The organism is Pseudoclavibacter sp. JSM 162008 (assembly GCF_041366455.1).
Taxonomy (GTDB): domain Bacteria; phylum Actinomycetota; class Actinomycetes; order Actinomycetales; family Microbacteriaceae; genus Pseudoclavibacter.
In genome coordinates, this window is record NZ_JBEWYX010000004.1 from 220,130 (window position 1) to 245,822 (window position 25,693).

Consider the following 25,693-nt stretch of genomic DNA (forward strand, 5'->3'; position numbering starts at 1 on the left):
TATGAATCGACTTGTCATCTACCTGCTCTTCGACAGGGCTGGCGTCGCCGACGCTGGCGTGCTGCACGCCCTGCGCGGCCTGCGCCCGCACGCGAGTGAGCTCTTCGTCGTCGTGAACGGCTCGGTGACCGACGAGTCGCGCGCGTCGCTCGGCGCGGTCGCCGATTCGGTCTTCGAGCGACCCAATGAGGGCTTCGACGTCGGCGGCTACCGTGCGGCGCTCGAGGAGATCGGCGCCGAGCGTCTGGCCGCCTTCGACGAGGTGATCCTCGCGAACTACACGTTCCTCGGCCCCGTCGGCGACTTCGCCGCGACGTTCGAGTGGGCGGATGCGGCGGGGCACGATGTGTGGGGCGTCACCGAGCACGGCCAACTCACGCCCGACCCGTACACGCGCCGCGGCACGATGCCAGCACATCTGCAGTCGCACTGGATCGCCGTGCGCCGGAGCGTCGTGGTGAGCGATGCGTGGGCCGAGTACTGGGCGTCGTTGCCGGAGATCCGGTCCTACGACGATTCGGTGCGGCACCACGAGGCTCGGTTCTCGCCGTTCTTCGCGGAGCGCGGCTTCTCGGTCGGCGCGCAGTTCCCGGCGGGCAACTTCAGAGTCGAGGGGGCACCGGTCGCGAATCCGAGCCTCGAGACGCCTGTCCTGCTGCTCGAGGCCGGTGCGCCGCTCGTGAAGCGCCGGATCTTCGTCCACGACCCCGTCGAACTCGACCATCGGGGTGTGTCCGCTCGTGATGTCGCGCTCGATCTCGAGCGTCGCGCGTTCCCCATCGACGTGCTCGTCGAGAGCACGGCGAGGTTCGCGCCGAGCCGTGTGCTGGCCGGGGGAGTGGGGGCCGGGCCCAGGGTCCTGCGCCGCGCATCCACCGCGGTCACGCACGAGTGGGTTCGCGACGAGGCGAGCGGCGACGAGTCGGCGACCATCTCGGGGCTCCACCTCCGCATCGTGCGCGGTGACTTCTGGCGCAGGCTGGCGAACGGTGACGCGCGACTCCTCGAATCCGACCTCGTGCTCGTCGAGTCGGTCGCGGCCGCGTCCCTGGACTCGATGCCGGCGAGCGCTTCCCTGCTCGCCCGCCAGCGTGGGCGCCGGGTCATCTTCGAGCGCGCCGAGCCCCTCGCGTGGGAGTTCGCCGACCACCGAACGCTTGGCATGGTCGTCCCTGTCACACCGCCGATCGGCACGGGGTTGCTCGCCGACGGCTGGCGGGGTGCGCGAGCGAAGGCGACCGCGCTGGCAGCTTCGCTCGGTGCGGTTGCGCCCTTGGACGCGAATTCGCCCGTCGCGCCGTTTGCGGGCTTCGCCGCGTACCGGGTGGATGCGCTCCGCGGTTTCGCCGCGGTGCTGGACACGCATGGGTTCTCGGCGCTCGAGGCCCGGTTCCCCGACGGCGAGCTCTCCCGGCTGCTCGACCTGCTCGCGAGCCGCCTCGTGTTCGATGCAGGGTTCGCGGTGTCGGAGGCGGAGACAGCCGACGGGCTCGCGAGCGACTACGCGCTCTTGGCCGCGAAGTACGAGGACCTCGTCGCGGAGTTCGGCGCTGAGGTGCGGGCGCCGCACCGGCTCGCGCGGGCACGGAAGCCTGGCGGCAGTCGCGTCGCGAGTCTCGCCGCGTCGCTCTTCCACCGGATGCCGGCGCTGGAGGAGCCGCTGCGGCGTCTCGCCGCTGACGCCAAGGGACTGCTCGCTCGCATCCGCTGACCCCGCTTCGCGGCGCGGCATCAGGTGGCCGTTACCCGCGCCGGGGTACCGTGTCTGCGACTGGAGGTGGCAGATGAGCAACGGCGAGACGCCGCTCGGCGGGCAGTACGACCCCGACGAGCTCGAAGAGCTGGAGAGCCAGGCCGAACGCCGTGGCACCGGCCGGGGGCTTGTCATCGGCCTCCTCATAGCGGCGGCCGTGGCGATCGCGGCAATCGTGTTCGTGCTCATGAACCCACTCGGCCAGGGCGCTCCTGCCGACAACACGGCACCCGTCACGACGCTGCCGCAGGCGACCGAGGTCGCCGTTCCGGAGACGCTCATCGTCACGGCGACGCCCGTGCCGACCGTCACCGTGACGGAGACGGCCACGGCCGAGCCGAGCGACCCCGCCGAGGCCTCCGGCGTGCAGGTCTCGCTCAGCCGCGTCTACTGGGTGCCGGACCAGAGCGTCATCTCTGCGGCAGCGCTCGTCTCGACCACGGACCCGGGCGGCACGTGCACGCTGGTCCTCAAGAACGGTCCCGAGACGTTCGCGGCCACCGCGACGGCCACCGCCCCCACCTCGGCCGACACCGACGCGTCCAGCTGCATCGTGAACCTGCGCGACCCGGCCATCAAAGCCGGCGACTGGTCGGCCGTCATGCAGTACGAGGGCCCGGCTGGCAGCGGTTCCAGCGAGCCGATGACGGTCACCGTCTCCTAGCCGAAGCCCCGGAATTCCGCCCTGACGGCCCGAAATCGCGATTCTGCTCTCTGTGTAGGATGAAGCGCCGCCTGCTTGCGGGCGAACGACTCCACGACCTAGGAAGCTATGCCGCTGACGCTCGACAAGGCCTTCGATCCACGGGCCAACAGCATCGGGTTCCTCCGATGGCTTCTCGCCTTCGCGGTGATCTTCGCGCACGCGGGACCCCTCGCAGGGTTCTACGGCGGGCACGACCTCGGCACTCAGATCTCCAGCGAGCAGTCCGTCGGCGGCGTCGCCGTCGCAGGGTTCTTCTTCTTCTCCGGCTACCTGATCACGCAGAGCCGCCGCGGGAAGTCGACGATCTTCCGCTTCTTCTGGCGGCGGGCTCTCCGTATCTTCCCTGCCTTCTGGCTCGCGCTGCTCACGACGGCGTTCATTCTCGCGCCGATCGCCTGGCATCAGGAGACGGGCTCGATGGCGGGCTACTGGGACGCCGACACCGAGTCGCCCTTCACGTACTTCCTGAGCAACATGTGGCTCGAGCTCGGCCAGCGCAACATCGCGGGCATGGGCAGCTCGCTGCCGTTCGCCAGCATCGGCGGCTTCGACTGGAACGGGTCGGCGTGGACCCTGTTCTACGAGTTCCGCGCGTACATCATGGTCGGGCTCCTCGGGCTCTTCGGCGTGTTCTCGAACCGCATCGTCGGCGGCCTCATCGCCGTCGGCATCATCGGAGTGAACTTCCTCACCTGGAGCGGCTGGGTCGAGATGACCTCGCTCAGCCCGTTCCTCACCAACCCCTTCTACCCGATGTTCTTCGCCCCCTTCGCGTTCGGGATGCTGTTCGCCCTGTTCGGGGACAAGATCCCGATCGATGACCGGCTGGCGGTGCTCGCGCTCGGCATCGCGGGCTTCGCGTACGCGTTCGGCGGCTGGAACATGTGGGGTCAGTACGGACTCATGTACTTCCTCATGTGGTTCGCGATCCGCACGCCGCGGCTCAACAAATGGGAGAAGCACGGCGACCTCTCGTACGGCATCTACATCTTCGCCTGGCCGCTCATGCAGTTCGGGGCGTACTTCGGCCTGCAGAACGCCGGCTGGTTCGTCTACCACCTCGTCATCGCGGTCGCCGCGCACATCTGCGCGTACATCTCCTGGCACCTGATCGAGAGCCCCGCGATGAGCCTCAAGAACTGGACCCCCAAGTGGCTCGCCTGGCTGCTCGAGCGGGGCACCCCGGTGGTGGATGCGGTGAAGCGCAGGATCGTCAACCCCGCCTACTCGTCGTCCAACTTCGCCGCGCGGATCCGCGCCGGACGCGTGAAGGCGAGCTCATGACCGCCGTCGGTCCGAGCGGCGTCCGGCCAGACAGCGGCTTCGAGGAGCCGAAGTCCGAGACGGGGCGTCTGACCTGGGCGCAGCGGTGGCACCGGGTGCGTCTCATCCCGCTGATCCTGCTGCTGATCGCTGCGATCGTGGCGACGGTCGCGGGGTACCAGACCCGGAACGCCATAGCGATGGAAGAGTTCGTGCCGCCCGCGGAGGCTCCCGAGTCGGAGGCCACCCGGCTGCCGGCCGAGCAATGCCAGCCGGGTCTCGTGGACCCCGTCACCGCCTCTCCATGGACGGGCGAGGAGCGAGAGGCCAGCGAGGCGGTCTGGGACGAGCACATCGGCTCCGACCCAGACGCGCAGCTCTTCGTCCCAGGGGAGAACGGCTGGGTCTTCTGGGGCGACACGCAGGCGAACAACTTCTCGCAGGCCCTCGGCCGCGGCTTCCTCAGTGACGAGGAGAGCGAGGAGTGGGCGAACTACTTCCGGACCATCGACGAGGGCCTCAGCGCACAGGGCATCGACTTCGTGGTCCAGGTCGTCCCCGCGGACTGGTCGGTGCATCCTGAGCAGCTGCCCGGGTGGGCGCAAGAGCTCCGCGGGCCGACGGCGTTCGACTACCTGGTCGACGCGCATCCCGACCTGCCGCTCGTCGACACCCGCCAGGCGCTGCGCGACGCATCCGAGGAGGGTGCGGTCTACGCGCCCGGCAACAGCCACTGGTCACCGTTCGGCGCCGCCATCGGCTGGGAGCAGCTCGCCGGCTGCCTCGGAGCGGTCGACGCGAAGTACCAGGCGCTCGCCCCGCTCGACTACTCGAGCGTCGGGGATATGCCGGTCATCAGCGAGTTCGAGGCCTACGGGTTCCCGACGACGGACACCGGGTGGGGCACTCCGGTGCTGGACCAGGCGCCGCCGAAGATGCAGGCCACGCTCAACGACGGCTCCGTGCTCGAGGTCGACGCCGGCAAGGGGCTCGACATGCTGCAGCTGCCGGCCACCACGGTGACGGAGGGGGCACAGTCCGACCTGCGCGCCCTGATCGTGCGAGACAGTCAGGGCAACAGTGCCGGACCGACCTGGCAGACCGGCTTCGCCGAGACCAAGCAGGTGACGAGCAACCTCGGCAGCGCTACCGAGCAGATCCCGGATGTGCTCGCGGAGGCGGCCGACTACCAGCCGGATGTCGTGATCTTCGAGATGACGGAGCGGTACCTCAACTGGATCCCGGTCCTCCCAGCCGAGTAGCCTGGCAGGCGCCATCGTCGCCGGCCACGGCACTTCGCTAGCCTTGGGGAAGACCCTAAGGAGCAACGCCATGACGACCTGCCTCATCACCGGGGGAGCCGGATTCATCGGATCCGCGCTCTCCCACCGCCTGCCCGAGCATTTCGATCGGGTCGTCGCCTTCGACAACCTGCACCCGCAGATCCACCCGGTCCCTGAGCGCCCGAGTGAACTCGACAGTCGCGTCGAGTTCGTGCAGGGCGACGTGACCTCGGCGGCCGACTGGGATGCCCTCCTCGGCGACGTGACTCCAGACGTCATCATCCACCTGGCCGCGGAGACCGGCACAGGGCAGTCGCTGCTTGAGGCCACGCGCCACGCGAGCGTGAACGTCGTCGGGACGACCGAGATGCTCGACGCACTTGTCCGCGCCGAGAAGCTGCCGAGCAAGATCGTGCTGTCCTCGAGCCGCGCGGTCTACGGCGAGGGCGCCTGGGTGGACGCCCAGGGGGCCGTGAGCTACCCGGGCCAGCGTTCCGCCGCCATGCTCGAGCGAGGCGAGTGGGACTTCCCCGGGCTCTCCGCGCTCCCGTTCGTCTCCTCGAAGGTGGCGCCCTCGCCGACGAGCGTGTACGGGGCCACGAAGCTCGCGCAGGAGCACATCCTCCGCTCGTGGTGCCTGTCGCTCGGAGTCACCGATGTGCTGTTCCGCCTGCAGAACGTGTACGGCCCAGGTCAGTCGCTCATCAATCCGTATACCGGGATCGTGTCGTTCTTCGCCCAGGAGGCGAAGGCCGGCCGGGTCATCCCCGTCTACGAGGACGGCCAGATCATCCGAGACTTCGTCTTCATCGACGACGTGGCCGACGCCATCGTGCGTGGCGCGCTCGAGTCGGACTCGAACGCGAACGCCTACGACATCGGCTCGGGGGAGGGCACGTCGATCCTCCGCCTCGCTGAGCTCATCGCGGCCCACTACGGGGCGCCTGCGCCCGAGATCAACGGGAAGTTCCGCAATGGCGATGTCCGTCACGCGTCCTGCGAGGTGTCGGAAGCGAGCGCCGCGCTGGGCTGGAGTCCTCGAGTCATGGTGGATGAGGGTGTGGGCCTCCTCTGCGACTGGATCGACGCGCAGAGACTCGAACGGGCCGAGTAGCTCGCATATACGGCACAGCGACCGGATCCCTTGGATTTCTCTCCTCGGGCGTGTCGCGACGATCACGGACCTGCCTGGGGCCGTGATCGCTGTGTTTCCGGGCTTCGCAGGGTCGACGCTGACACGGATGTTGTTTATGTGACTCGTGTGAAAGTTGGGACGGGTGTGGAGTTCCGTGGCGCATGTATGCATACTTGGAAACTGCTGAGCCTTCTCGGCGCACTCCGTGGATGCGCAGCAACCCAGTCGACCGACGCGTTGGGAACTCATGTTTCGCCGTACTCTTGCCATTTTCGCTACCGCAGCGGTAGCAGCCTCCGGGCTGCTCGGGCTGCAGCTCATCGCCTCGAGCCCCACGAACGGCGGCATCGAGGCCGCCGCTGCGGCGGACGCCAGTGGCTTCGACCCGGGCAACCTCATCAGCGATGAGAACTTCTACAACGGCAACGCGATGTCCGCGGCCGAGGTGCAGCAGTTCCTCGTCTCGCGCAACGGCTCGTCGTCCCCGACGGCGCTGCGCAACTACACGCAGGCGACGCCCTCCATGCCGGCCACGCAGTACTGCTCCGCCTACTCGGGCGCGGGCGGCGGCGAATCGGCGGCAGACATCATCGCGAAGGTCGGCCAGGCCTGCAACTTCAGCCAGAAGGCCATGCTCGTGCTCCTCGAGAAGGAGCAGAGCCTCGTCTCCATGCAGAGCCCGACCCTCGGTCGCCTCGCGGCGGCGACCGGATTCGGCTGCCCGGACACGGCACCCTGCGACCAGAGCTACGGCGGCTTCTTCTACCAGGTCTACAACGCGGCGCGTCAGTTCCAGAACTACAAGGCCAACCCGTACAGCTTCAACCACATCCCGTTCGCGTCGAACAACGTGCTGTACAACCCCAACTTCTCCTGCGGCTCCTCCGCGGTCTACATCTCGAACTACGCGACGGCCGGTCTCTACAACTACACGCCGTACCAGCCCAACCAGGCCGCGCTGAACAACATGTACGGCGAGGGCGATGGATGCTCCGCGTACGGCAACCGCAACTTCTGGAGCATGTACACCGACTGGTTCGGCGACCCCAAGGGCGCCGTCAGCGTGCCGTGGCTCGTCAAGGCCGAGGGCAGCTCGCAGGTGTACTTCCTCTCCGAGGAGGTCCGCTACCCGGTCACCGCGTCCAAGGTCGCTGACTTCGCGTACGCGCTCGGCGCCGTCTCCACGGTTCCGGCATCGACGCTCGATAAGTACACGACCGGCGCGAACGTCGGGGAGATCCTCGTCGGCCCGGACAACACGCCGTACTACATCGACGACGGCGTCTTCCGGAAGGTTCGCAACTGGACTGTGGCGGCCGACTTCGGCTACCAGCAGGGCTCGGACCTCGCGAAGATAACGCAGGAGCAGCTCGACAAGTTCAACAACGGCGGCGCGCTGGAGAAGTTCGTCCAGAACACGAGCGGTCAGATCTTCTTCGTCGAGGGCACGACCAAGCGCGAGGTCGCGGACATAGCCGAGCTCGGTGCCCAGGGCATGTACATCGGCACCACGAAGCTGAAGGACGACAAGATCGACTTCCTCAGCGACGGCGAGCCGTTCCTCACCGGCGGAGCCGTCGTCGAGAAGCTCGATGGCTCGGGCAAGGTCGTGCTCGACAGCGACCTCACGGCTCATGCCGTTCCCGCATCGCTCGCCGACTTCAGCGCGTTCAAGGCGTCCGGCAGGTTTGGCCCGGCTTACGGCAAGCTCACCCAGGGCGACGCCCTCTCGGCGGAGCCCCTCTTGACCGACGGAACGTCGAGCTACGTGCACACCGATGGCGGGCTCCTGAGGGTCCCGGCGTCGACGTACGGAGCTTCGAAGTTCGTCTCCCTCCCGGCCGGCATCATCGGCTCGCTTGGCAAGAACGGCTCCGTCCCCGGCGCCCACTTCGTGCAGGAGAGCGGATCCGACACGATCAACCTCGTCGTCGGCGGCGAGCGCGTCGAGTTCTCCTCGAAGAGCGACGCAGAGGCCGAGGCCACGAAGCGCGGCATCTCGAGCACCATCTACACGGTGCCGAACGGAACGCTCGACGGCATCGACACCGGCAATGGCATCACCAACGGCGCGCTCATCAAGAGCCCGAACAGCGACACCCTCTACGTGCTCGACGGCGCCCACCTCACGAAGGTGGCCAGCAGCGAGCTCGCCGAGGACTACGGCTTCGGCTCGAGCCCCTACGTCATCACCCAGGCCTCGTTCGACCGCATCCCGGTTCGGGACACGGCCATCACGACGAACCAGTTCCGCTGCGGGGACGACGCCTACGTCGCGACCGAGGGAGAGGCGTACAAGCTGACGCCTGAGCTCGAAGCGGCCTACGGCATCGACTTCCCGGGGATCTCGGCGCAGCTCTGCGGCGTCGTCCCGAACGCGGGTGCCTCGATGACCGAGTTCATCAAGGACGGCAGCGGGAAGATCTTCCTGATCACGGATGGGGAGAAGCAGCACATCTCGTCCCCGAAGCTCCTCGTGGAGTTCGGCGCCGTCGGCAATGTGATCTCGGTCCCGACCGCGTTCGCCGACCAGATCGCGACGGGCGCGCAGCTCACCAAGCTCCCAGCAGGCTGGGGCGAGCCGACGCCGAGCGAGACGGCCACGCCGACTCCAACGGCAACGGCCACGGCGACTCCGACGGCAACGGCGACTCCCACCGCGACGCCCGAGCCCACGGCAACGGCGACGCCGGAACCGACTGCGACCGCGACTCCGACCGCCAGTGCGACTCCGGAGCCCACGAACCCCACGCTCGAGCCCACTCCGACGTCGACGGATGCCCCCGGCACTCCCGAGCCGACGGAGACGGCAGCGCCGGAGCCAGCTGTCCCGCTCACGGCCGGTGAGGTCATCACCAACCGTGCCGGGACCGGCACCTGGATCGTGAACGGCGACGAGCTCCTGCAGGTCGGTTCGCCCGAGGTGGCGGCGCAGCTCGGACTCGCCATCGAGAACCCGCGCAGCGTGCCGGACGCGAACTTCGCGGAGTTCGGTGAGAACACCTCACCGCTCTACACCTCGGCTGTCACGGTCGGCGGCGTCTCCTACATCGGAGTCGACGGAGAGCTCGTGCCCTTCGCCACCCCGGAGTACGCGGCTGCCTTCGGTCTCGACTTCGCGCTCATCTCGCCCGAGGTCGGTGCGGGACTCACGGTCTCCACGACCGCCGAGCCGATCACGGACCGGGTCTTCGGCCCAGACGGAACGCTCTACCTCGTGAAGGACGGCGTGCTGCACCCCGTCGACCCCTCGCTTGCGACTCCCGTCGTGACCGAGACGGCGACGGCCACCGCAGAACCGACCGAGACGGCTGCACCTGAGGCGACGGAAACCGAAGCGGTGAGCGCCGACGAGGCGCCGACGGACACGAGCCGCCCGGATGCCACGGACGGGGTTACCGCCGAGCCGACCGTGACCTCGACCGAGGAGCCCGTCGAGACACCCGCTGAGGCCCCTGAGGCCGGTGCTGGCGTCGACGAGACGCCCGCCGCCGAGCCGACTGCGACCACGGAGCCCACGACGTTCCAGCTGTCACGCGAGCTGTTCTCCACGTTCCGCATCGGAGAGCCGGTCGCCGGCTAGCGCCGGACCGCACGATACGAAGACCCCCGCCGGGGTGAGCGATGCTCACCTGGCGGGGGTCTTCTCTCTACGGGCGGGTTCGAGGGATCGAGCGACAACGCAGAAGACCCCCGCCGAGGCGAGGGTCTTCTGCGTTGGCTGTGCGGCGCTACTGGCCGGGGAGCTTCGCGACGATGCGGGCGTCCATCGCGAGCACACCCTCGAGCGCGAACGGGGTGCCTGCGTGCACGCCGAAGCGGAACGAGCCGGTGAGGCTGTCGACGGGTGTGGTGCTCTCGTCTCGCCACACCTCGGCGTTGACGACGTACTCACCAGGTGCGAGCGCGAGGCGGTCGAGGTGGAAGTCCATGCTGCCCTGTCCGACCTGCACGGAGTCGGGCTGCCAGCCCAGCTGCTTGCAGGAGGTGCTCCAGATACGGACGCCCTCGAGCGTCTCGATCGCGATCTTGAAGTTCGGGCGCTCGACCGGGCGCTTCGCCTCGAAGTTGAGGCGGATGGTGGGCGACTCACCCGTGCGGATCTCATTGTCGACGGCGCCGCTCTCGCCGACGAGCTCGATCGTGTCGATGTAGAGCTCACCGCTGCCGTGGCGCTGGCCGCCGCCCTCGATGATCTCCGTCACGTTGCCGGAATCGCGGTACTTGTCGATGATCGCCGTCGCGGGGCCGACTTCCTGCAGCACGCCCTGCTCGAGCCAGGCGGCGCGGTCGCAGAACTCCCGCATGCCCTCGAGGCCGTGCGAGACGACGACGACGGTGCGGCCGCTGGCCTTGAAGTCGGCGAACTTCGCACGGCACTTGGCTTGGAAGTCCATGTCGCCGACGGCGAGCACCTCGTCGACGAGCAGCACGTCCGGTTCCGTGTGGATGGACACGGCGAAGCCGAGACGCACGTACATGCCGCTCGAGTAGTTCTTCACGGGCTGGTCGATGAACTTCTCGATGCCGGAGAAGTCGACGATCGAGTCGAAGCGGTTGTCGATCTGCTGCTTCGACATGCCGAGGATGGAGCCGTTGAGGTACACGTTCTCGCGACCCGTGAGCTCGGGGTGGAAGCCGGAGCCGACCTCGAGCATCGCGGCGATGCGGCCGCGCGTCGTGATGGTCCCGGTGTTCGGCGACAGGATGCCGGCGATGCACTTGAGGAGCGTCGACTTGCCGGAGCCGTTGCGGCCGAGCAGGCCGAAGGTGCCGCCTTCCGGGACCTCGAAGGTCACGTCGTCGAGGGCCTTGAACTCCTCGTACTTCGCCCGCCCGCCCTTGAGCACCGTCGCCTTGAGCGACTGGTTGCGGTCGTGGTAGATGCGGAAGGTCTTCGAGACGCCGGAGACGTCGACTGCTGTGCCTGCCATTTAGAGCTCCTCCACGATGTTCTTCGAGAACCGAGTGAACACGAGGATGCCGATGACCAGCATCACGACTGCCCAGACCCCGATGTAGAGCCAGTTCTCGAGTGGCGGCACCTGGTAGTCGTAGACGATGTTCCTGATCGACTCGAGCATGCGCTGCGTCGGGTTGAGCTGGAAGAGGAAGACGAGCGGCCACGGCTCGCCGAAGAGCAGGCTGCCCTCCTCCGTCAGGTTGTCCTGCGCGTTCTGCACCATCTGCAGGGGGAACATGACGCCGGAGGCGTAGAGCCACAGCTGCGTGAGGATGCCCCAGAGGTGCTCGATGTCGCGGAAGTAGACGACGACGACCGAGAGGATGAGCGCGAGTCCGAGCACGAACATGATGATGAGGGCCAGCAGCGGGATCATGAGCGGCAGGTAGGCCAGCACCATGGGGCCGCCGATGAAGCACATGATGAGTGTGATGACCGCGATCTCGATGATGTAGGTCCACGCGTTCGCGAGGATGCGCGAGAGCGGCAGCACCCAGCGAGGGAAGTAGACCTTGCGCAGCAGGTCGGCGCTCGAGACGAGGGACCCCATGCCGCCGTTGACGGAGTTGGAGATGAAGCCCCAGCTCACGACGCCGATGCCGATCCACAGCGGGAAGAAGTGCACGCCCGAGTTCGTACCGGGAGGGGCCGAGATCTCGAAGAGCAACCCGAAGACGAGCGAGAACGTCGCGATCTGCGCGAGCGGGTTGATGAGCGACCAGATTCGCCCGAGCGCAGTGCGCTTGTACTCCGACCGGATCTCACGAAGTGTGAGATTGACCAGGAGATTGAACGTGAGACCCCGAGACTGGGACCTCACAGAAACAGGCTTAGACATTGTCCTCCGCACACCTTGTGACGCTGGCCCCACGGAGGGGCCGCCCAAGACTAACACCAGGCTTCGGGGCCAATTCGGAGCCTCGCGGCGCGGCCACCGAGGGCCGCACGCGCGAGGTGGGGCGGGTCAGCGACCTGCCCGGAAGTTGCGGTACGCGGCGCGCGACCGGCTGTAGACCGGGCGCAGCGCGTTGGCGAGTCCCGGCGTGCGGCTCAGCACGATGCCCTTCGCGCGACCGAGCGGGGACTCGGCCTGGGAGGCGATGTACCGACGCACGAGCTCGATCTGCTCGCGGAACAGGCCGGGCAGACCTGCCGTGATCTCCTGCACCTTGTACTCGAGGAGCGTGTGCGAGATGGCGGCGTTGTGCGTCGTCAGCACGGTGCGGATGTGGAAGCCCTCGCTGATCGCGGAGTAGCCGAGGAGTCGCTCGAGCACGTGCGGGAGCCCACCATCCGCGTACTGCCCCTCGTCGGGGAAGTCCTCCCACGTGAAGCCGGCCTGCACGAGCGGGCGCAGCGATTCGGGGCGCGCGATGAACATCGAGCCGAGCGGCGCGAGCGGGCTGGTCTCGTCGAACTCGACGCGCATCCCGAGCTTCGCGGCGAGCTCCTTGGCCGGCTCGAGGTTCGCGAACCAGGCGCGGCCGAGCGTCGGAAAGCCCATGTGGATCATGGGCGGGAAGACCATGCCGAGCGTGGGGTGGTCGACGAAGAGGCGGAGTAGGTTCGTCGTGTACCCGGGGGAGTTGAGCAGGTTCTGGAACAGGTGCTCCTTGAAGTGCCGCCCCGAGTTGAAGCCGTTCTGGGGGCTCTTCTTCGAGTGCAGCTTGACGACGATGTCGTAGCGTCCCGACTCGAGGACGTCCTTGCAGGTGAGCAGGAACGCCGAGATGTCGCGGCCGCGGTTGGAGCCGACGATGCGCACGTCGTCGTCCGGGCGGCCGAGCTCCACGAGCCTCTCCTGGATCGCGGTCTGCTTGTCGGCGCTCGCGGTCGTCACGACGAGGTCGTAGCCGCCGGGGATCGTGTTGGCGAGGTCGACGATCTCGTCGATCATCTCCTCGTAGAAGACGTGCGCGATGACGACCACGCGGAGGTCGCTCGGGTCGGCGCCGCCCAGGTCGACGTCCGGCATGATCTCGAGGAGGGCCGCGTTCGTGTTCAGGATGCGCGGCTTGGCCGTCGTGCCGATGTCCTGCCAGAGCAGGTCGAGCGGGTAGTGCTTCTCTTCGAGCTGCTCGAGCACGCGCTTGCCGATGATGGCGAGCTCGTCCAGGTAGATGGGGTCGTGGAAGAAGAAGCGCCGCTTGACGATGGGGCAGCCGTCGGCGATGAGCACGTCGGCGAGGTTGAAGATCGGGTGCTGGTCGCCGTAGTGGGCCGACGCGTAGGCGACCCACGAGGAGAAGCCCGCCGACTCGAAGTAGTGGGTGAAACGCGCCTCGTGCAACATGACGGAGTCGTCGTAGGAGTCGATGCGGGGCATGTCGTCCCAGTAGGAGCGCCAGGCGTCTGAGGTGAACATGCTGCGGCGCACGCCGATCCAGTGCGACTGGATGTGGCGGTGCATGACGCCGGTCATCGTGATGGGGTTCGGGACCACGGCCGCGTGGTCGGTGATGCCCCAGAAGTCGACGGTCTTCGCGTCGGCCTCTTCGAGGAGCGGCGCGAACGAGCCGATGGGCCCGTAGAAGGTGTAGTTGGCGAGGATGAGCTCGTCGTAGTCGCGGAGGCGGTCTGACCCGAATTCGCGGAGCGCGTCGCGGTACGCCCAGACGTCGTAGCCGACGTTCTCGCGCTCCCACACCGTGTCGGCGACGGCTTCGAGGCGGCGACGCGAGTCGGTGGTGAGGGGGGAGTTGGACACGACGAAGATGTGCTCGGCGTGGGCGCGCAGCTCGCGGAGGCAGTGCTCGACGTAGCCGCCGACGTGTCCCTGCTTGTCGTAGACGAGGAAAAATACCACTCGACGCATGAGGTTGGCGTCCTTTGCTCTGCTCACGGCGACCCCGGCTGGAGTCTGTCGGGGCCGGGCGCCGGTGGGCGCCAGCCGATGCCCCATGCTACAGCGGGGTAGCCTTGGCCCATGAAAATCGTCATGACCATGATGGTTCGCGACGAGGCCGACATCATCGCGGCCGTCGTGGAGCATTCGCTCGCTCAGGGCATCGACCACCTCATCGTCACCGACAACGCGTCGGTCGATGGAACCCGCGAGATCCTCGAGCAGTACGAGGAGCAGGGGGTCATGACCCTCCTGCACGATCCCGAGCACAAGAAGCAGCAGGCCCAGGTCGTGACGCGCATGGCTCGCTCGGCGTACTCCGAGCACGGTGCTGACTGGGTCATCAACGGCGATGCCGATGAGTTCGTGTTCGCGCGCGAACGCTCGCTGACCGTCAGGCAGGCGCTGGAGCGCTACAGCCCCGACCTGACGACGTTCCGCGTCCCGGTCGTGAACATGGTCGGCTCGTTCGGGCGCGAAGGCAGCGGGCTCGCTCGCCTCCGTTTCCGGGACGAGCGCTCCATCGAGCAGCTGAACCGCGCCGGGGTGTTCGCGCACCCGACTCCCAACGCCATCCACGTGGGCTCGGACGAGGTCGAGGTCGCGCACGGCAACCACTTCGTCTCCCTTGAGCAGCAGGGCGACGTGCCGGAGGGCTTCGAGCTCGAGGTGCTGCACGTGCCGTGGCGTTCCTGGTCGCAGTTCGAGCGGAAGACGGTCGCGATGGCGCTCGGCTTCGAGGCGAACCCGGGGCTTCGCCCGAGCGCGAACCACCATGGCATGCGCGACTGGCGGCGGTACAAGGCCGGCGTGCTCGAGGACTTCTTCGCGCTGCGCATGCCCACGACGTCCGAGCTCGCCGACGGCGGCTACGTGGAGGACACATCCATCATCGACGCCCTGCGCGCGATCGGCGACGCCGCCGTGGTGCCCGCGCAGCTCTCCGCGACGCTGGACGACGGTCACGACGAGGTCTACTCGGACGAGCAGCTGCTGCGCCTCCGCGAGCGGGCCGCGCTCTTCCAGAGGTATGACGACGTCGCACACGAGGAGGTGCGTCTGCTTCGTGAGGAGGTCGACGAGCGCAACTCGACGCTGTACCAGCGAGAGCTGGACCTCGTCGGTCTGCGGACGGCCTACAACGAGCTGGGGCAGCGCGAGGCCGAGGCGCAGACGAAGCTCTACGAGCTGCAGCTGCGTGAGGACCGCACGGCGGCCGCCGAGCACAGCGCAGCGGATGCTCGCGCACAGGCGGCGCGGCTCGCCGCCGAGCTGCTCGGGGCCCGCCAGCAGCTGCAGGCGGTCGAGCAGATGCCGGCGGTCAAGCTCGAACGGAAGGCGCGCCGCGCGGCGAAGTCGGTGCTCAGGCGCTGACCGTCAGGACGGAGAAAAGGGGCGCGCTGTCGAGAGATCGACGGCGCGCCCCTCTCTGTGGCGGTGCTCAGGCGCCGGCGCGGGTCGCCATGAACGACTGGATGTCGCTCGCGTCGCCGTAGACCTCTTTGGAGTCGTACGGACGGTCGGGGAACGCCCCGTACTTCAGGGAGATGTCGAGGTCGTTCTCGGTGATGAACCGCTCGACGTGCTCGCCGAGCGAGACGGGCACACCCGAGCCCACGTTGACGACGCCGCGCAGTTCATCCTGGAGGGCAACGGCCGCGATCTGCCTGCCGAGCTCTTCGACGTGGATGAAGTCGAACTTCGCCTTGCCGGAGGTGAACGGGAACTCGGTCTTGCCCGCGTCCGCGGCCTCGAGGAGCTTCGTGAAGATGGACTGGTTGTTCCGGTCGTCGCCGTAGATGTAGTAGGCGCGCAGCCACTGCAGCGTGACCTTCTCGTCGAAGGCGAGGAACGTCGACTTGCGCAGCGCGTCCTTCGCGATGCCATAGAGCGACAGTGGGTTGGTGGGCGTCTCGGCGGTGATCGCACCCTCGTGCCTGCCGACCTCGTGCATGGTGCCGAGCACGGCGAGGCGCTTGACGCCAGCTTCGACCGCTGAGTTCAGGAACCTGAAGTGATCGGACAGCTTGAGCATGTGCACAGGGGAGTTGTGGGCGAAGCCCGCCTCCCAGGCAAGGTGGATGACCGAGGTCGGTGCCGGCTCGAGGACGCTCGAGTAGTCAGCGTCGCTGCTCAGCAGGTCGAGCTCGACGACCGTCGCAGCCGGGTTGACCTTCGCGGCGCCACCGGGTCGGACGACGGCCACGACGTCTGCGTCCTCGGCGAGCAGCGCGTTCACGACGTGGCGCCCGATGTACCCCCCAGCGCCGGTCACCAGCACCCGTTGGCGTTCTGTCATGACGTTCCTTTCGACAAGGCCCTCACTCTAACGGAGCACGAAGATCGGCATCCGAGGCCAGCAAGGGCGGCACACGTTCCGTGCCATGATGTTTGCTGCGGTGGACGAGGCGGCGCAGGACGCGCGGCCGCTTGCAAAAGAGGAGACGCATGACGAGGACGACAGCCAGCGTGGTCAGCCCTGCTCCTGGTGCATCCAGGCTCCCGGACTGGACCAGGCGGGACTGGGTCTGGGTCGTGGTGGTCTTCCTCGTGGTCACGGTCTGGACGTGGTTCCGGATCCCGCTGCCGGATCACGATGTGGTCTGGGCTGAGGACGGGGTCATCTTCCTCAAGGAGCAGATCGAGCGGGGAACGCTTGCCACGCTCCTGCATCCGTACGCCGGGTACCAGCACTTCCTGCCGAGGGTCTTCAGCGCTGCTGTCGTCGAATGGGTCCCCCTCGAGTCCTACAACCGCGCCGTCTTCACGGTCTGCGTCGTGTTCGCGGGGCTCACGGCCGCTGCGACCTACCGGCTCACTCGGGGCATCATCCGCTGGATCCCGGGCCGTGTGCTCATGTCGCTCGTCCCCGTGGCAGTGCCGCTGCTGAGCCTCGAGATCATCGGCAACTTCGCCGACCTCCACACGTACTGCCTCTGGCTGGCGGCGTGGGTCGCGCTCTCGAAGCCAGCAAGCAAGATCGAGGGCGTCCTCTGGGGAGTCGTCGCGCTCATCGCCTGTCTCACCGAGGTGCAGGCGCTGCTCGTCGTGCCGCTCGTGGTCGTGCGCCTCTTCTGGGACCGCAGCATTCCAGTCCTCGCGATCGCGGCCGGAACGCTCATCGGCGTGGGAACGCAGATGTTCTCCTGGCTCACGACGCCGCGGCCCATCAAGGAGGGTGTCGAGATCGGCATTCCCGATGTCGTGGTCGGCTGGCTGGTGAACGCCGTCCTCCCGATCTGGAACGGGCACCGTGAGACGAACTCGATCCTCCTGGCCGAGTACGGGTGGAAGATCCTGGCACTCGCCGTGCTGCCGTTCGTGCTCGCGACCCTGGCTGCCCTCGTCTTCGACAAGGGGTATCAGCGGTTCGCGCTCTGCGGCCTGCTCTTCATCTCGGCGGCATCCTTCGGCGGGTCCCTTCTCGTGAACCCGCACGAGTCGTTCCAGTACGCGCGGTTCGTGGGCCCCGAGTGGTTCCTCGTGCCCATCGACCTCAGGTACGGCGCGGCCGCGGCTCTGTTCGTGCTCGCCGCGCTTCCGTTCGCGGCGTCCTCGCTCGTGATGCGCTTCAGCCCGAGGTTCCCGGTCCTGTCGCGCACGGTCGTGCTGGTCCTCTCGACCGTCGTCCTGGGCTACATCGCGATCCAGGGGCCGGAGGTGGCCTCAGCGAAGACGATGGCGAAGCCGTGGAGCGCGCAGGTCGGGGCCGCGGTCGTCGCCTGCGAGGCCGCGCCGGAGTCGAGCTACACCTTCGAGAGCGCGCCGGGCATCAGGTACTTCGACCTCTCCTGCCGAGACGTGCTCGAGCGCGCCACGGTCAGGCAGTGATCTGCGGCCGTGCGCCCTCGTGAGGGAGCACGGCCGACCGCGGCTCAGCGCAGGGACTCGACTCGAGCGACGAGCGTCGACGCGCGCGCACCGCCGCTCGGCCCGGCGGCGCGGTTGATGCGGCGCAGCAGGTCGAAGGTCATCGACAGCAGGTACTTCGCGAGCGCCGGCGTGACGGCGACCCTGGGCACGAAGCCCGCGGTCTGCACCGCCAGGGCGACGAGCTTCTGCCAGTCGCGGGTGCTCAGCTGCACGAGGCTTCCGTACGGCGCCGACGCGACGGACGCGCCGAATGTGCGGATCGCCTCGGTGCGGAGGATGACCGTGCCGCCCGACCCCTGCAACGGCGACGTCTTTCGCGAGTAGGGCACCGCGATCCCGAGCATCGAAGCGATGCCCTCGAACGCCGGCGTGGTGTCATCCCACTCCCGGCCGAGCTCGCCGAAGTGCTCGCCGTGGAGCAGCGGGGCCGCGACGAGCAGTCCCAGCTCTGAAGCACGCTCGAACTCGGCGATGGCCGCCGACGGGTCGGGGAGCCCGAAGGTCTCTGCGCCGAACGCGCGCGCGTCGACGAGGTCCGCCTGGCGTCCGCTCTGGTGGAACGCGTCGGGCCCGAGCACGATCGTGACGTCCTGGCTGATGCGGCCGGCGGCTTCAGACCAGTGCGAGGCCACCTCGATGCTGAGGGCGCCCGAGGCCTGGATGAGGGCGTCCGCGTCGCTCAGCCGGGTGCGGGTTCCGGTGACGACCAGCGCGGCCCGGCCTTCGATCAGGCGAGCCTGCGCGAGGCGCTCCTCGAATCCTGCGCCCACTGGGACGAGGACCGCGAACTCCGTCGACGACGCGGCCGTGGACTCGAGCATCGCCCAGTCGTGGAGCGTGGAGAACTGCGCGTACTGGTCCATGCTGCGCTGCATGTGCGGCCGCAGCTGTGCCATGTCGAAGCGCCCGGAGGTCTCGAGGAACTCGTAGAGCCGCGTCGCGTTGAACCCGGCGATCTCCTCGATCGTCGACGGGATGCCCGCGAAGAGGGTCTTGCGCTTGAAGATGGGGCAGTTGCGCTCTTCGATGAGCTCGACCGGGTACGTGTTGAGCGGGTAGAGCGTGTACGGCTCGAGGTCGGTCGTGTCGACGTAGGCCTCCCACGTGAAACCGAGACGGTCGAAGAACCACGTGAACTTCGCCTCGTGCTTCGCGACGGCGTGCGAGTAGTCGGGGATCTGCGGCAGGTCATCCCAGTAGTCCTGGAACGGCTCGGACAGGATCATCGAGCGACGCACGGCGATGAAGTGCGACTGGATGTGCACGGGCAGGGTCGGCGTCTCGAGGACGCCGAACGGGTCGAAGGGGGCCGCGTGGTGCACGGTGATGCCCCAGAAGTCGAGGTCCTTTGCATCCATCGTGTCGAACATGAGGCCCATGTCGGCGACCGGGCCGACGATCGTGAAGTTGAACATCACGAACTCGTCGTACTCGGCGAGGCCCTCCCAGCCAATCGAGTCGATGGCGGTCTTGTAGGCCCAGGAGTCGAACCCCTCGTTGGGACGCACGATGAGGTCGGTGCCGGGGCGCGCGGTGAACAGCTCGCGGCCTGCGTCGTTCAGCTCGCCGTTCACGACGACGATGACGTGGTCGAGGTGCGGCTGCATGCCGTCGAGCAGCGTCGTGACGTACTCGTCGACGACGCCCTGCTCGTCGAAGAAGAAGAAGATGCCGAGCCGCTTGGGCGACCTGAGGTCGCTCAGCTTCACTTGATGCCACCCAGGATGCGCCGTGGCACGGCGAGGATGCGCCTTGGGATGCTCCGGGCCAGCGAGGGGAGACGACGCAGGAGGTTGCGGGCGCGCTGCGCGGTCGTCGGCCGCACGTTGAGGTGATAGTGCGCGTCGTCCAGGGAGTTCTGCAGTGCGAGAACCCTCGCCTTGAGCTCGGCGTTCTCGGCCTTCTCCTCAGCCCGCTCGCGGGCGAGCTCGTCGAGGCGCTCCCGGAGTGCCTCGATCTCGACGACCAGTTCTGCGGAGCTTCGGGTATCGGGTGCGCTGCTTGGCATGGCCACGAGCATATCGCCGGTGACTCCCTTGTCCGTCTCCCTCGCCGCGGGGTCGGCTCGGCGGCGGATAGCATCGACGGATGAGCGCGCGAGCAGTCGGTTCCGAGTCGGAACAGTGGCGACTCGCTCCGCACCGCGAGTCCGCCTGGCTGGCCGGCGTCTTCGCCGTGGCCCTCGTGCTGGTGTGGTTCCGGGTGCCGGCCGGGGCGCACGGAGTGCTCTGGGCGGAGGACGGCGATACCTTCCTGCGCGAGCAGATCGAGCTCGGCAGCCTCGCCACGCTGTTCCACCCGTACGCCGGCTACCAGCATTTCCTGCCACGGGTGTTCACGATCGTCGCCGCGGAGCTCTTCCCGCGCGACAACTTCGGTGTGGCGGTCTCGTTCCTGAGCCTCCTGGCGACCGCCCTGGTCTGCGCCGGCACGTTCCGCCTGGCCAGGGGAATCGTCACGTGGCTGCCTGCGCGCGTCGCGGTCGCCCTCGTTCCCGTGTTCGTGCCGCTCATCAGCCGCGAGGTGCTCGGCGACCTCGCGAACCTGCACACGTACTGCCTGTGGCTGGTGGTGTGGATCTTCGTCTCCCGAAGCGACGTGTCCAGGGCGGAGCGGGGGTTCTGGGCCGCTGTTGTCCTCGTCTGCCTCCTGACGGAGGTCCAGGCAATCGTCGCGCTGCCCATCCTGCTGCTTCGCCTCCTCTGGGATCGCGGCAAAGCGGTGTGGCTCCTGCTCACCGGCGCCCTCCTGGGCGTCCTGCCTCAGCTCGTGACGTGGCTGCTCGCCCCCCGGCCTCAGTTCAACGCCCCACATGGGCCCATCTCCGTCGCCGATGTGCTCGTCGGCTGGGGCGCGACGGCATTGCTTCCCGTCTGGAGCGGCGACACCGAGTCGAACGCGGTGGCGCTCGCGAGCCAGGGGACGGGCATCCTGGTGCTGGCCTTCGTGCCCTTCGCGCTCGCGGTGGGGCTCGTGATGGCGATTGGGCGGCGACCGGAGCGCGTGGCCCTAGCCGCGCTGCTGCTGGTCTCGGCTGCGGCATTCGGTGGCACGCTCCTCGTCAACCCGCTGACGATCTTCCAGTTCGCCCGGTTCGAGGGTGGTGACTGGCTGACTGCGCAGATCGACATCCGCTATGGGGCCGCCGCAGCGATCTTCGCGCTCGCGAGCTTCCCGCTCGCGGCGTCCGCGATCGTCGAGCGCTGGGGAGTGCGAGCCCCGCGCGCTGCGCGCTTGGCCGCCGCGGCTCTCCTGCTCGCCGTCGGGGCCGCGGTGGTGTCGCAGTGGGCGACCGTGCCGGATGATCGCCGCGCCGTTCCTGCCTGGTCGGCGCAGTACCGCGATGCGGTCGCAACCTGTGTCGGCGAGCCGGAGGGCGAGCGCGCCTTCGCCGTCGCGCCCGGCAAGTCCTTCGTGCTCGCCTGCGACGACCTGCTCCGCGACGCCGAGAAGTAGCGGAGGAGAAGCGTCAGACGCCTTCGAGCTTGTTGCGCTCGACGATCGGCAGGGGCCCCGTCTTGGTCGAGATGGTGCGCCTCGGCAGCGCGGGGAGGTCTTGGATGCGCAGCTTCGAGTAGATCGCCAGGTAGCAGAGCAGCAGCCAGTTCCCCTCGACGAGGAGGCGCGACTCGGTCAGCGACTGCACCGCGAGGGCGACCATGAGCAGGAACGCGAGCATGGCCGTCGGCGGGAAGTCGCGGGGTCCGCTGGCGTCGGTCTGCGGGCGGTCGACGGCCAGCCACCAGGTGCGGATGAGGGTCGAGAGCACGATGCCGACGAAGAAGAACGCACCGATGAGGCCCGTCTGCATCCACACGTCGAGGTAGGCGTTGTGGGCCTGCAGGAAGTGCACCCCGTCGACGACGAGGAGTCCCTTGAACGGCTCCACCCACGGGGCCCAGTAGCTGATCCACCCCATGCCGGTGAGCCAGTGCTCGCTGCCGAGCCGACCGACCTCGGCCCAGATGTCGCCGCGGCCAGACATGTCACTCGAGCGGTTGATGAGGCCGAAGAGCTGCGTGTTGAACTGGAGCACGATCCAGCCGACGACGAGCATGATGGCGAAGACCGCGCCGTACATGCCCCACCGTTGCGCGTTGCTGAGCGGGCGTGCGATGAAGACGAGGGCCACGGCCAGGAGCACGACGGCGCACCCCACGAAGACGGTCGCCGACTTGCAGAGGAGGATCGCGACCAGGCCGAGCGCGATCCAGGTGATCGCCGGCCACCGCTTCATCTGCTTGGCGTACCACTGCACGGCGACGGCGATGACGCACAGGAGCGCGGCCATGGCGAGCAGGTTGCGGTTGCCGAGGATGCCCTGGATGGCGCTGCCCGCGAAGATGTGCCCCTGGCTCCACAGGAACGCGGCTGGCACGGTCTCGGCGGTGGCTCCGGGGATGCCGGAGACGCGCTCGAGCTGACCGGGGATGAGGAGGGCGAGGGGCAGCACGCCGCCGGGGAAGAAGATGGCGACGAGGACCTCGAACGCGAGCGAGAGGCCGAGGATCCAGCGCATGGCCGCGCTGAAGGCGCGCAGGAACTGCGGCTTCGTGAGCGAGACGGCGAGGGCGAGGGCGACGATCACCGTCACGAGCTGGATGCCGAAGCCGAGGAGCGACTCGGGTCGGTAGGCGGACCAGATGATGGAGAAGGCGCACCAGACGACGAAGGCGACGAGCGCCGACGGGAGATGCATGATCTTCGGGAGGGGCTTCTTGCTGGCGAGGAGCCAGATCGAGATGCCGATGATGATCGCGACGACGACGCCGAAGCCGTACCAGGTGAGCAGGTTGCGCCAGAAGTCGCCGGCGAAGGCCGTGAAGAACGTGAACGTCGCGAAGGTGGTGAGCCCGGGGCTCCCCGGTACCCGGGACACGAATCGACGCCATGGGGCGCGTTCGGTCGCGATGGAGTCTGCGGGGATTCGGGTGGAACTCACCGGCCTATTCTCGCTCACTCGCGGACCTGATCGGTGCTGGTCCGCTGGAAGCCAGGGCCGCGCGACGGCCGGCGCCGCTCACACGAACGCCGCGTGGCCCGTGATCGACCTGCCGACGATGAGGGTGTTCATCTCCCTGGTTCCCTCGTACGAGTAGATGGCCTCCGCATCCGCGAAGAACCGGCCGACACCGTAGTCGGCGACGATGCCGTTGCCTCCGCACACCTCCCGCGCGAGGGCGACGACCTGTCGCATGTTTCCCGTGGCCACGGCCTTCGCGAGCGCCGAGTGCTCGTCGCGCTGGGCGTCGTCATCGTCGAGCTGCGACACCCGAACGCACAGCGTGATGCTCGCGGTGATGAGTCCGAGCGCGTCGACGAGGCGCTCCTGGATGAGCTGTCGTGCCGCGATGGGGGCGCCGAACTGGAGCCGGTCCTTCGCGTAGGCGAGCGCGGTCTCGTAGGCGCCGACGGCGATGCCCGTCGCGAGCCATGCGACCTCGGCCCTGGTCTTGCGCAGCACACGGGCCGTGTCCTTGAACGAGTTGGCATGCTCGAGCTTCGCGTCGGCGGGCACGCGCACGCCGTCGAGGGTGATGTCGGCGTTCTGCACGATGCGGAGCGAGACCTTCCGCTCGATCTTCGTCGCGGTGAAGCCGGGAAGGGAGGTGTCGACCACGAAGCCCTTCACCTGCCCGTCCGCCACATCCTTGGCCCAGATCACGACGATGTCCGCGAAGGTCGCGTTCCCGATCCAGCGCTTCGCGCCGTTGAGCACCCACTCGTCGCCGACGAGCTCGGCGGTCGTCGTGAGCCCCCTGGCGGAGTCGCTGCCGGAACTTGGCTCGGTGAGTCCGAAGGCGCCGACGATCTCACCGGACGCCAGCGCGGGGAGCCAGCGTTCACGCTGGGCGACGGAACCGCAGAGGCCGATGGCGCCAAGGGCCAGGCCGTTCTGCACGCCGACGTAGGTCGCGACGCTCGCATCGACGCGAGCGAGCTCGAGGGCAGTCCACCCGCGGAAGACCGCAGAGTTCTCGAATCGTCTGGTCTCCTCGAAGGCGAGGCCGACGACGCCGGCCGCGGCGAGGCCCTGGACGATCTCGCGCGGGAAGGTCGCGGCCTCCCAGTGCGCGTCGATCACGGGGCGCACGTCGCGCTCGAGGTAGTCGCGGAGGTTCGAGATCAGGCCCTTCTCCTCTGGAGAGAGCTCGGCTTCGAGCCCGGTGAAGTCGCCTGGCAGCAGCTGAAACTCGTTGTCGTCCATGACCGTCCTGTTCCTGGTCGAGCGGGGTGGGGCGCTGCGAGGCCGTGGCGGCGTTGCCTCCGGCGACGAATCGAGCGCTCCGCGAGCTTACGAAGAGGTGAGCCGGGTGCGCCACCGGGTTGGTGGAAACCATGAAGTCGAACGCGAGCTGGGTGCGCACCCTTGTATCTGCCATGCAGTTCGTCGCACCTCTCCCACAGGCGGACAGAGATTCGGTAGCCTTCGCGTGATGTTTCTGCCACTGAAGAATGCGCCCCGCGACTACGCCTGGGGTGCCCCGGGATCGATCTCGCAGCTCCTCGGCACGACCGGTGCCTGCACCCTCGACGACGCGGACTGGGACGGGGTGCCGCAAGCCGAGCTCTGGCTCGGGGCGCATCCTGGGGCGCCGAGTCGAATCGTCGACCCCGAACTGGCGGGTGGGGCGACGACGCTCGACGCCTGGATCGCGCAGGAGCCGGTGGCCACGCTCGGGCGGTACGCCATGGGCTTGCGAGAGGGCGATGGGCCTGGGCTCCCGTACCTCCTGAAGGTCCTCTCGGCGGCGGCCCCATTGTCGCTGCAGGTGCACCCGACGCTGGCGGATGCCCGTCGCGGGTTCGATCGAGAGAACTCGTCCGGCATCCCCCTCAGCGCGCCGGAGCGCAACTACAAGGACCCGCTGCACAAACCCGAGATGCTCCTCGCGCTGAGCGAGACGATGGATGCCCTCGCCGGCTTCCGCGATTTCGGCGAGGTCGCTGCCGTGGTCGGCGACTTCGCCCAGCGGGCGGATGCAGATCAAGAGCAGCCGGGAGCTGGGCGCGCGGCGCTTGCAGACTTCAGCGCTCGGGTCCGCTCGCTCGCCACCGGCGAGGATCTCCGGGGACTCGTCACGTGGCTCCTCGAGGGTGGCGAGGCGGTTGATGAACTCGTCGCCGCCGTGTCCCGGGTCGCGCTCGCGGGCGACGAGGCCGGTGACCAGGCCGAGCGCTTCGCTCGTGAGCGCGGCATCATCGCGACGCTCGCGCGCGTGTACGCGGGTGACCCCGGAATCGCGCTCGCGCTCCTGCTCAACCACATCACCATCCGTCGTGGTGAGGCGATCTTCCTGCCGGCCGGGAACATGCACGCCTACGTCCGCGGGCTCGGCATCGAGATCATGGCGGCGTCCGACAACGTGCTGCGTGGCGGGCTCACGCCCAAGCACATCGACATTCCCGAGCTGCTCGCGCGGCTGGACTTCGCGCCGGTGCCCCCGCCGTACATCGCGGCGACGCGCATCCAGGACGGTGTCGAGGAGTATCGGCCCGAGATTCCCGACTTCCGCCTCGTGCGGGTTGTTCCGAGTCCTGTCGACACGGTCAAGACCATCCACCTCGACGGGCCCACGATGCTGCTCTGCCTCGAGGGGGAGGCCCGTCTCGAGGGAGCCAAGACGACTGCCTCCATCTCGGCGGGCGAGTCTGTCTTCGTGACCCCGGACGAGCTGCCGGTGCGAGTGATCGGCTCGGTCGACCTCTTCGCGGCGGGTCCGGGGCTCGACAGGCGCGACACGGTGCCGATGCGACACGCCGACTAGCTGGGAATTTCCGGCGCGGGCATTCCGGCGCGTCGTTTCCTGGTCCCTCAGGGGATCCTCGGCGACACGCCGTCGCGAATCCCGCGCGGCTTCTCCGAAAAGT

Annotated in this window: 18 protein-coding genes; 10 read left to right on the forward strand and 8 right to left on the reverse strand. The window is 68.1% G+C overall.

The window, feature by feature from the left end; translation table 11 throughout:
- Window position 1 precedes the first annotated feature (1 nt).
- From ABVF28_RS05225 to ABVF28_RS05250, 6 genes are all read left to right on the forward strand, one after another.
- The gene (locus ABVF28_RS05225) at window positions 2–1,711 is read left to right on the forward strand and encodes a rhamnan synthesis F family protein (RefSeq protein WP_371029716.1); all 1,710 of its coding nucleotides are present in this window, start codon (window positions 2–4) and stop codon (window positions 1,709–1,711) included.
- A gap of 73 nt (window positions 1,712–1,784) precedes the next feature.
- Window positions 1,785–2,417 (forward strand): hypothetical protein, encoded by a 633-nt coding sequence (locus tag ABVF28_RS05230; RefSeq protein WP_104312807.1) that lies wholly within the window; start codon window positions 1,785–1,787, stop codon window positions 2,415–2,417.
- 108 nt (window positions 2,418–2,525) lie between these two features.
- The gene (locus tag ABVF28_RS05235; RefSeq protein ID WP_371029717.1) at window positions 2,526–3,743 is read left to right on the forward strand and encodes an acyltransferase family protein; all 1,218 of its coding nucleotides are present in this window, start codon (window positions 2,526–2,528) and stop codon (window positions 3,741–3,743) included.
- Entirely contained in the window at window positions 3,740–4,984 is a 1,245-nt protein-coding gene (locus ABVF28_RS05240) for a hypothetical protein (protein ID WP_371029718.1), read from the forward strand. The genes ABVF28_RS05235 and ABVF28_RS05240 overlap by 4 nt, the downstream gene beginning before the upstream one ends.
- 70 nt (window positions 4,985–5,054) lie before the next feature.
- A complete protein-coding gene (locus ABVF28_RS05245) occupies window positions 5,055–6,119 on the forward strand; it encodes an NAD-dependent epimerase/dehydratase family protein (RefSeq protein ID WP_371029719.1) in 1,065 nt (354 codons plus the stop codon).
- Between the two features lie 268 nt (window positions 6,120–6,387).
- Window positions 6,388–9,723: a hypothetical protein gene (locus tag ABVF28_RS05250; RefSeq protein ID WP_371029720.1), complete on the forward strand. Its 3,336-nt coding sequence runs from the start codon at window positions 6,388–6,390 to the stop codon at window positions 9,721–9,723.
- A 148-nt stretch (window positions 9,724–9,871) separates the two neighbouring features.
- Here ABVF28_RS05250 and ABVF28_RS05255 read toward each other — a convergent pair whose 3' ends face one another.
- The 3 genes from ABVF28_RS05255 to ABVF28_RS05265 all read right to left on the reverse strand — a co-directional run bounded on the left by ABVF28_RS05255 (window position 9,872) and on the right by ABVF28_RS05265 (window position 13,945).
- The gene (locus tag ABVF28_RS05255) at window positions 9,872–11,074 is read right to left on the reverse strand and encodes an ABC transporter ATP-binding protein (protein WP_371029721.1); all 1,203 of its coding nucleotides are present in this window, start codon (window positions 11,072–11,074) and stop codon (window positions 9,872–9,874) included.
- The gene (locus ABVF28_RS05260; protein WP_179557949.1) at window positions 11,075–11,923 is read right to left on the reverse strand and encodes an ABC transporter permease; all 849 of its coding nucleotides are present in this window, start codon (window positions 11,921–11,923) and stop codon (window positions 11,075–11,077) included.
- A 144-nt stretch (window positions 11,924–12,067) separates the two neighbouring features.
- A complete protein-coding gene (locus ABVF28_RS05265) occupies window positions 12,068–13,945 on the reverse strand; it encodes a rhamnan synthesis F family protein (RefSeq protein ID WP_371029722.1) in 1,878 nt (625 codons plus the stop codon).
- A gap of 84 nt (window positions 13,946–14,029) precedes the next feature.
- On the opposite strand from ABVF28_RS05265, the gene ABVF28_RS05270 reads away from it, so the two are divergent.
- Window positions 14,030–15,322: a glycosyltransferase family 2 protein gene (locus ABVF28_RS05270; RefSeq protein WP_371029723.1), complete on the forward strand. Its 1,293-nt coding sequence runs from the start codon at window positions 14,030–14,032 to the stop codon at window positions 15,320–15,322.
- Between the two features lie 67 nt (window positions 15,323–15,389).
- Here ABVF28_RS05270 and ABVF28_RS05275 read toward each other — a convergent pair whose 3' ends face one another.
- Window positions 15,390–16,247: an NAD-dependent epimerase/dehydratase family protein gene (locus tag ABVF28_RS05275; RefSeq protein ID WP_371029724.1), complete on the reverse strand. Its 858-nt coding sequence runs from the start codon at window positions 16,245–16,247 to the stop codon at window positions 15,390–15,392.
- Window positions 16,248–16,396: 149 nt separating this feature from the next.
- On the opposite strand from ABVF28_RS05275, the gene ABVF28_RS05280 reads away from it, so the two are divergent.
- A complete protein-coding gene (locus ABVF28_RS05280) occupies window positions 16,397–17,779 on the forward strand; it encodes a hypothetical protein (RefSeq protein WP_104312798.1) in 1,383 nt (460 codons plus the stop codon).
- Window positions 17,780–17,823: 44 nt separating this feature from the next.
- On the opposite strand, the gene ABVF28_RS05285 is transcribed toward ABVF28_RS05280, so the two are convergent.
- Complete coding sequence (locus ABVF28_RS05285; protein ID WP_371029725.1) at window positions 17,824–19,530, reverse strand: rhamnan synthesis F family protein; 1,707 nt, start codon at window positions 19,528–19,530, stop codon at window positions 17,824–17,826.
- Window positions 19,527–19,829, reverse strand: coding sequence for a hypothetical protein (locus tag ABVF28_RS05290; protein ID WP_146080833.1), 303 nt, complete (start codon window positions 19,827–19,829; stop codon window positions 19,527–19,529). The genes ABVF28_RS05285 and ABVF28_RS05290 overlap by 4 nt, the downstream gene beginning before the upstream one ends.
- A gap of 80 nt (window positions 19,830–19,909) precedes the next feature.
- Here ABVF28_RS05290 and ABVF28_RS05295 point away from each other — a divergent pair, with 80 nt between their 5' ends.
- Complete coding sequence (locus tag ABVF28_RS05295) at window positions 19,910–21,277, forward strand: hypothetical protein (protein ID WP_371029726.1); 1,368 nt, start codon at window positions 19,910–19,912, stop codon at window positions 21,275–21,277.
- 13 nt (window positions 21,278–21,290) lie between these two features.
- On the opposite strand, the gene ABVF28_RS05300 is transcribed toward ABVF28_RS05295, so the two are convergent.
- Together ABVF28_RS05300 and ABVF28_RS05305 are read right to left on the reverse strand one after the other, a co-directional pair.
- A complete protein-coding gene (locus ABVF28_RS05300) occupies window positions 21,291–22,763 on the reverse strand; it encodes an O-antigen ligase family protein (protein WP_371029727.1) in 1,473 nt (490 codons plus the stop codon).
- 78 nt (window positions 22,764–22,841) lie between these two features.
- Window positions 22,842–24,029, reverse strand: coding sequence for an acyl-CoA dehydrogenase family protein (locus ABVF28_RS05305; protein WP_371029728.1), 1,188 nt, complete (start codon window positions 24,027–24,029; stop codon window positions 22,842–22,844).
- 229 nt (window positions 24,030–24,258) lie between these two features.
- On the opposite strand from ABVF28_RS05305, the gene manA reads away from it, so the two are divergent.
- Window positions 24,259–25,590 carry a mannose-6-phosphate isomerase, class I gene (gene manA, locus ABVF28_RS05310; protein WP_371029729.1) on the forward strand — a complete coding sequence of 444 codons (1,332 nt, stop codon included), beginning with the start codon at window positions 24,259–24,261 and terminating at the stop codon, window positions 25,588–25,590.
- Window positions 25,591–25,693: the final 103 nt, after the last annotated feature.

Coding starts and splice junctions, on each gene's coding strand:
- ABVF28_RS05240 (WP_371029718.1), top strand. CDS start 3,740: ATGACCGCCGTCGGTCCGAGCGGCGTCCGGCCAGACAGCGGCTTCGAG.
- ABVF28_RS05225 (WP_371029716.1), top strand. CDS start 2: ATGAATCGACTTGTCATCTACCTGCTCTTCGACAGGGCTGGCGTCGCC.
- ABVF28_RS05280 (WP_104312798.1), top strand. CDS start 16,397: ATGACGAGGACGACAGCCAGCGTGGTCAGCCCTGCTCCTGGTGCATCC.
- ABVF28_RS05250 (WP_371029720.1), top strand. CDS start 6,388: ATGTTTCGCCGTACTCTTGCCATTTTCGCTACCGCAGCGGTAGCAGCC.
- ABVF28_RS05295 (WP_371029726.1), top strand. CDS start 19,910: ATGAGCGCGCGAGCAGTCGGTTCCGAGTCGGAACAGTGGCGACTCGCT.
- ABVF28_RS05230 (WP_104312807.1), top strand. CDS start 1,785: ATGAGCAACGGCGAGACGCCGCTCGGCGGGCAGTACGACCCCGACGAG.
- ABVF28_RS05235 (WP_371029717.1), top strand. CDS start 2,526: ATGCCGCTGACGCTCGACAAGGCCTTCGATCCACGGGCCAACAGCATC.
- ABVF28_RS05270 (WP_371029723.1), top strand. CDS start 14,030: ATGAAAATCGTCATGACCATGATGGTTCGCGACGAGGCCGACATCATC.
- ABVF28_RS05275 (WP_371029724.1), bottom strand. CDS start 16,247: ATGACAGAACGCCAACGGGTGCTGGTGACCGGCGCTGGGGGGTACATC.
- ABVF28_RS05255 (WP_371029721.1), bottom strand. CDS start 11,074: ATGGCAGGCACAGCAGTCGACGTCTCCGGCGTCTCGAAGACCTTCCGC.
- ABVF28_RS05245 (WP_371029719.1), top strand. CDS start 5,055: ATGACGACCTGCCTCATCACCGGGGGAGCCGGATTCATCGGATCCGCG.
- ABVF28_RS05290 (WP_146080833.1), bottom strand. CDS start 19,829: ATGCCAAGCAGCGCACCCGATACCCGAAGCTCCGCAGAACTGGTCGTC.
- manA (WP_371029729.1), top strand. CDS start 24,259: ATGTTTCTGCCACTGAAGAATGCGCCCCGCGACTACGCCTGGGGTGCC.
- ABVF28_RS05305 (WP_371029728.1), bottom strand. CDS start 24,029: ATGGACGACAACGAGTTTCAGCTGCTGCCAGGCGACTTCACCGGGCTC.